The sequence below is a fragment of the Streptomyces yokosukanensis genome, assembly GCF_001514035.1.
GTDB lineage: Bacteria > Actinomycetota > Actinomycetes > Streptomycetales > Streptomycetaceae > Streptomyces > Streptomyces yokosukanensis.
The window spans coordinates 473,527-480,166 of record NZ_KQ948210.1; the positions used below are offsets into that span (position 1 = coordinate 473,527).

The window sequence follows — 6,640 nt, forward strand, 5'->3', positions numbered from 1 at the left end:
AGGAACAGGCCGGCGTCCACGGCCCGGAGGGCTTCCGGGGCGGGTGCCGCTCAGAGGCGGATGCAGCCGCGCTCGGCCAATGCGGTCCGCAGGGCTTTGAGTGCCAGGTAGGTGCGGGACTTGACGGTGCCGCGCGGTATTCCGAGGAGCTTGGAGGTCTGCTCCACGGACCGGTCGAGGAAGTGGGCGTGGACGAGGATCTCGCGGTGCTGGAGCGACAGGTCTGCCAGCGCCTCGCGGACGATCTTCTTGCTGAGGGCGCGCTCGACGTGCTCCGGGCCGGGCAGATCGCCGAGGGCGGTGTCGTCGGTCTCCAGGGGGCGGGCCTGGCGGGCGCGGTGGCCGTCGATGACGAGGTTGCGCAGGACGGTGGCGAGCCAGGGCCGGACCCCCTCGGCGTCCGCGTCGAGGATGCCGGCGTGCCGCCAGGCCCGCAGGACGGTCTCCTGCATCACGTCCTGGGCCTGATGGGTGTCACCGCTGAGCAGCCCCGTCGCCACCCTCAGCATGAACGCCCCGTGCTTGTCGTAGAGGGCACGCGCGAACGCCTCGCCGCGTGCCCCGTCCCGGGCACCGCGGCCCGGTCGCTTCTGGTCCGTGCCCCGGCCGTCCGTGCTGTGTTCCATGCCCGCGTCCCCTACGCGCCGATCCCGAACGGACGGCGCGCCAACTCGTTGAAAGCCCAACGGGCCAAGCCTTCAGGGGACGGCTTTCCGGCCGCTTTCCCGCCGCTTTCCCGGCGCTTTCCGACCGCTTGTCACGGCGACCCGGGACGAACCGCACGAAGGTGCCTCTACCGGATCCCTCCGGTGCGGCGGGCGAGCGCGTACCAGAAGGCGGCCTCCTCCTCCTTGCCCTCGGCGTCCGCGACGTCGCCCAGGAGGCTGAGCACGGCCGCCGGAAGTGGTGGCGGCGGGGAGGCGGAGGGAGCCGCATGCGGACTGCGGCGGGGCGGGGGCGCCGGGGGCGCACCGCGGGACGGTTCCTCCGCCTGCCGCTCCCGTCGGCCGTCGCTCAGCAGCAGCTCCGCGTAGACCTCGCGGGCCTCGGCCGCGATCTCGCCGTCACCGCACTCGATGGCCTGCCGCAGCCACGGGTACGCCTCCTCGGGCCGGTCGTCCGAGGCCAGCACCCTGCCGAGCAGCAGCAGTGCCTCCGGCCAGTGCTCGGCGTCCTGGGAACACACCAGCGGCGACAGGGCCTGCTCCGCCTCGGCCGGCAGCCCCATGCGGAAGAGGGTGCTGCCGAGATAGCGCCGGGCCAGCGGTTCGACCGCCGGATCGCCTGCGGCCAGGGCCTCGGTCAGCAACCGGCGGGCGCCGTCCAGGTCGTTGACGGACCGCCGGACGACGCCGAGCAGGGCGCGGGCCCGGGGCAGTTCGTGCAGTTCGGTCACCTCGACGACTGCTTGGAGGAGTTCACCCGCCGCCCGCACCTCGCCCAGCTCCAGCAGCAGCTCCCCGGCGGCCAGACAGGCGGGCGCGGCGGCCGCTTCGTCGTCCGAGCCGCTCGCCCGGCCGAGCAGTTCCATCGCGGCTTCCGGGTCGCCGTGCAGCAACAGCACGGCGAGATAGGCGCGGGCCACCTCGGTGACCTGTGAGGGCTCACCCTCGGTCAGCGTGCGCAGCAGGCTCTCGGCCTGCTCGGACGCACCTTCCTCCAGCAGGCACTTGGCCAGCTGGAAACGCCCGAACTGCGATGCGGCACCGGCCTCCGCCTCGGACGCCGCCCGCAACTGCCCTTTTCCCTCCTCCCGTTGCCCGGCATGGACGAGGACGACGCCGAGCACGGCGCGCGCCCATGGCTCGGCCGTGCCGTCCCCCGAACCGGCCACCTCCCTCAGCAGGCGCTCGGCCCCCGCGAAGTCCCCGGCGGCGGCGAGCAGCAGGGCGAGGTCCATCCGGGCGATCAGCGACCACTGAGGGTGTGCGGAGTCGATGGCGATGCGGTAGGCGCGCTCCGCCTCGTCGAAGCGGCCGCCGCGGGCCAGCAGGTCGCCGAGGCAGTCTGCGGCACGTGGTCGCAGATGGGGGTGTCCGGACTCGATGACGGTATGGAGCAGGTCGGTTGCGGTCGCCGTGTCGCCGTTGCGGGTGGCGAGCAGCACGGCGAGGTCCACCCGGGCGGCCGGGGCCCAGTGCCGGTGTCCCGAGTCGACGGCGACGCGGTACGCGCGCTCCGCCTCGTCGGTGCGTTCGTGCCGCACGAGAAGGTTCCCGAGGACGTCGGCGGCGTACGCGACCATGCGGGGATCCCCGGAGTCGATGACGGCGGCCAGCAGCCCGGTCGCCCGGTCCATGTCGCCCTCCTGGAGCGCGAGCACCACGGCGAACTCGATGCGGGCCAGTCCCGACCAGCCGGGGTGCCCGCCGCCGATCGCCCGGCCGAACCACTCCTCGGCCGCCGGGGTGTCGCCCTGACCGGCGTACCACTCGCCCAGTCCGCAGGCCGCCCGGGGACCGTAGTGGGGATGGCCCGAATCGGCCGCCTCGCGGAGCAGGACCATGCCCTGCTCCAGTCCGCCACGCGCGCGCACCGCGATGGCCAGCAGGATCTTGGCGTACGGCACCAGTGCCGGATTCCCGTAGCCGATCAGCTCGCGCAGGATCTGCTCCGCCTCGTCGAACTGCCCGCGCACGAGGAGCAGTTCGGCCAGACTCGTCTGAGCCGGCCGCACGGCATGGACCTCCGAACCGGCCAGCAGGGACCGCAGCACCTCCTCGGCGCGGTCCAGCTTGCCCTGCCGGGTCAGCAGGTCTCCGAGGCTGACCCGGGCCACCGCGGCGACCTCGTCCGCCATCGACTCGCCCATCGCCCGGGACAGCGCCCAGGGCTGCTCGGCCGGCTCGGCCGGACGGCCGCGCCCGGTGCCCACGCCCACCCGGGCCCTGGCCCGGTCGGCGGTCGCCGGTGCCGTACTCACGCCCGCCGCCTCGCCGTCGGACCCGGTCAGCGCGTTGACCAACCGCACGTGCGCCTTGCGCGCCACCTCCTCGTCCCCGGCGGCGACGGCCGCCTCCAGCAGGCGCTCGGCCCGCTCGTCCTCGCCTTCCGCGTAGAGCAGGACCGACAGGCCGACCTGGGCCAGCTGGGAGATCTGGGGGTCCGGGGATCCCACGACGCTCTCCAGCAACCGCCGGGAGCGGACCAGGTCGCCGTTCATCACGAGGATGTCCGCCAGCGCCACCTGCGCCAGCGGAACCACGCCGTCCACGGCGGAGGCGGCGGCCCGCTCCAGCAGCTCGGCCGCGGCGTCGAACTCCGCCCGGTCGTGGTGCAGCTCACCGAGCACCAGCAGGGCCCACGCCGAACCGTCCGGGTCCCCCGACCCGTCCGCGACCCGCCGCAGCATCCGCTCGGCCACCTCCGATTCGCCCCGGACCAGCGCGGTGTACGCGGTGGGCAGGAGCGCGGAGGGGGTGCCGTGACCCATGAGGTACTCCCAGGCGAAGCCGGGCACCGCGGCCGACGGGTCGTCGTCGCGGGTGTCCAGGTACTCCGCCATGTACGGCGTCCCGGCGTACCCCGTGGTGCCGTCCGGCGCCCGGACCCGCTGGAGCAGGGCGATACTGCCCGCCACCGGCTCGCGGGCCCAGGCCAGACCCGTGCGGTACGCGTCCTCGTCGGCGTCGGCCTCCGGATGATGCGCGCTCAGATACGAGGCGAACAGCTCCCGCAGCACGCTCTCCGGAACGGGTTCGGTGAGTCCGATGCGCAGCCGGTCGGCGGCGGCCCTGGCCAGCACCCACCCGGCGGGGCAGCTTTCGACGCCGTCGGTGAAGCGCTGCTCCAGGGCGGGTGCGGCGACCATGAGTTCGCCGATGCCGCGGGTGGTGAAGTCCTCCCCGGGGTACAGCTCCTGGGCGGCCGTGACGTCGCCCGGTGCGAGCAGGGAAGGCAGTTCGACCGTGGCGGCCTTGTTCAGCACCGTCCGGGCGACACGGCCGATGTCGTTGTCCATGCCGGTGAGCGCGGCCCGCTGCTTGGCCGGGATGGTCGCCACGACGGTGACGGCGGGGTGCCGTCGGGCCAGCCGGTCCAGGATCTGCAGATCGAGCCCTCCCGGCTGCAGATAGCGGTGCAGGTCGTCCAGCCAGAGCACCACCGGGTCCGATCCGGTGGGCAGACGCAGGCGGCTGAGGGCCTCCAGGCTGCCACGGCCGGGGCCGTCCGGGCGCGGCACGACCAGCCGGGCGTGCGGCATCGTACGGACCAGCCCCTCGTACAGGGTGCGGGACTTGCCCGCCTTGGAGCGTCCGGCGAGCAGGACGAGCCGCCGGCTCACCAGGAGTTCGTCGAGCCGCCCGTCCTGCGGACTGCGGGGCACGTACGGGGCGCCGGCCGCCGCGCGGTGCGCACGGCCGGCGGCAGGCGAGCCGCTGTACTTGGAGCCGGCCACGCCGATGTCGTGGGGGTCCACCTGGTCGACCCGGGGGATCTCGCAGTCCTCGGTCAGCGGCACCCACAGCAGGCTCTCCAGCCGGTGGCGCACCTCGGTCGTCGTGGCGTCCTTGACGTGTCCGGCGAGCTGTGGCCAGTACCGGACGAGCGCCTCGACCTTGACCGCGTAGGCCGTGCGCCGGTCCACCGAGGACACCGGGTCGCGGGCGACCAGCATGCCGATGACGCCCTGGCTGTCGACGTCCCAGACGGGGGAACCCGAGAACCCCTTCTCCAGACCCCATCCGGTGTGCGCGGCAGCCTCGACCTGGAGCCACTCGGGGCCCGCGTGCCCGATGATGTCGCCGCGCACCGGGACGCCCTGCCGCCGGTGCTCCGTGGGGTAGCCGTACGCGCGGAATCGGTGGTCCCAGGTTCCGGGGTCGGTGGTCCGCAGCGGGGCGGGTACGGCCTCCGGCGGCAGCGGCGCGCCGAGTTCGAGCACGGCGACATCGCCCGTGTCGTCTCCGGTGACCGGGTGCCAGCCGTCCGGCACCACCGTGGCGGGGATCGGATCGTGCGGGGAGGCGTACTGGAACCGTACGAAGACGGGCTTGTCCGGTACGGCCGTCGCGCGGCCGGGCTGCACGAGGTGGGCGCAGGTCAGCACGTGCCGCGGGGTCACCAGCAGGCCGACGCCCACCGGGTCGGCGTGCTCGGTCCTGCGGACGCTGACCAGCCAGGGCGGACGCTCCCAGTGGACCGACACGGCTTCAGGCCGCCGGGTCCGGGGCGGGCCGGGTCCAGTTGACCTTGACCACGAAGTGACCCTCGACCGTCGTCTTGGCGATCACCACACCGGTCTCGGCGTTGAACTTCAGCCCGAACTCGATCTCGTACCCGTCCGGCCCCAGCTCCCGCACCGAGTCGATCACCGAGGTGATCGCGGGCCGGGCCTGTGCGAGAGCGTCCATCAGGTGCCGACCGGCCCGCGCCGTCCCGTCCGGGTCCCGGGAGATCCGCTCCAGCCCGGACGCCTCATCGGCGACCTCGACGTTCAGACAACTGCCGTCCGGTCCCGCGAAGGACACTACCTCGGTCATGAAATCTCCCTGGGGACAAGGTGGTTGAGCGATCGTTGGGACGGCGGAGCGGCCGTTCGATCGTAGAGGCCACGGCGACGGCCGCGACAGCGGATCGGGGTGGATTCGGGGATGCGATGATGTTCCGGCGGAGCGCCTCCGCGTCGGCTTCGCCGAGCCGGCCCATCCGGAGAGGACGGAGACCGTCGTGAACGATCCCCGACGCGAGATCGCCGCCACCGTGGCGGACACCGGCCGGCCGGAGGCCGAGAGCGCGCTCCGGGTGCTCCGCCTCGCTTTCGGCTGGGCCGCCGAGGTGCTGGAGCAGGTGGACGACAGCGCGGGCGGCTCGCACGCGCTCGGTGCCCTGTTCGCCCTGGACGAGGCCCTGGAGGAGGGCCGCACGCTCGACGCGCGGCTGCCCGGTCTGCTCGCCGCCGCGGCGCCCGGGGACCGGGTCGCCGGCGACGTCGAGGACCGGATGCGCCGGCACACCGAGCTGACCGAACAGGTCGCGGCGGCACGCGCCGACCTGGCCGGACTGCGCGCCGCCGAAGAGGCGCTCGCCAACCGGCTCGCCGAACACGAGACACTGCGCCGCCAGGTCGACGAACTGCGCCGCCGGGAGCGGCTGGTGCTCGCCCTGGACGCCCTCCAGGAGCAGCAGGAGGTCATCACGGACCGGCTGGCCGCCCTGCGCGGCCGGGACACCGGGGTGGAGGAGGCGCTGCGCACCAGCAGTGACGCCCTGGTGCGCCTGTCCGAGGACCAGCTCGCCGTCCTGGCCCCGCAGACCCGTCAGCTCCTCGACCGGGCCGCTGCCGCACAGGGCGAACTGGCCGACGCGGAGGACAAGTACGGGCAAGGGATCGGTCAACTCGCCGCGTGTCAGACACGATTGGCGCAGATCCAGGAGACCTACGGTGCGAGGCTCGCCTCGCTGCGGAGGTACGCGGCGGCCGACCGGGACCTGGCCCGGGCCCTCGGCGAGCCCCGGGGCGCCGCCGCCGGCACCGCCACCCCGCGCCAGCACCTCTCGCTCGCCGAGGTGGAGGCCGCCGCCGCCGACATGGAACGCCGCCTGCGCGCCGCCGACGAGTGCCTCCACCAGGTGATCGCCGAACGCGAAGCGCGGGACCACGAGGGGCGGTCCGTGGTTCCCTGGGCGCGGTGACATG

Annotated in this window: 4 protein-coding genes; 1 reads left to right on the top strand and 3 read right to left on the bottom strand. The window is 74.0% G+C overall.

Annotated elements, in window-relative coordinates; all coding sequences use genetic code 11:
* Positions 1-50: 50 nt before the first annotated feature.
* From AQI95_RS14895 to AQI95_RS14905, 3 genes are all read right to left on the bottom strand, one after another.
* Positions 51-626: a sigma-70 family RNA polymerase sigma factor gene (locus AQI95_RS14895; protein WP_067122666.1), complete on the bottom strand. Its 576-nt coding sequence runs from the start codon at positions 624-626 to the stop codon at positions 51-53.
* A gap of 167 nt (positions 627-793) precedes the next feature.
* The gene (locus AQI95_RS14900) at positions 794-5,149 is read right to left on the bottom strand and encodes a tetratricopeptide repeat protein (RefSeq protein ID WP_067122669.1); all 4,356 of its coding nucleotides are present in this window, start codon (positions 5,147-5,149) and stop codon (positions 794-796) included.
* A 4-nt stretch (positions 5,150-5,153) separates the two neighbouring features.
* Positions 5,154-5,483 (bottom strand): CU044_2847 family protein, encoded by a 330-nt coding sequence (locus AQI95_RS14905; protein ID WP_067122672.1) that lies wholly within the window; start codon positions 5,481-5,483, stop codon positions 5,154-5,156.
* A gap of 187 nt (positions 5,484-5,670) precedes the next feature.
* Here AQI95_RS14905 and AQI95_RS14910 point away from each other — a divergent pair, with 187 nt between their 5' ends.
* Positions 5,671-6,636: a coiled-coil domain-containing protein gene (locus AQI95_RS14910; protein ID WP_067122675.1), complete on the top strand. Its 966-nt coding sequence runs from the start codon at positions 5,671-5,673 to the stop codon at positions 6,634-6,636.
* The last annotated feature ends 4 nt before the right edge of the window (positions 6,637-6,640 follow it).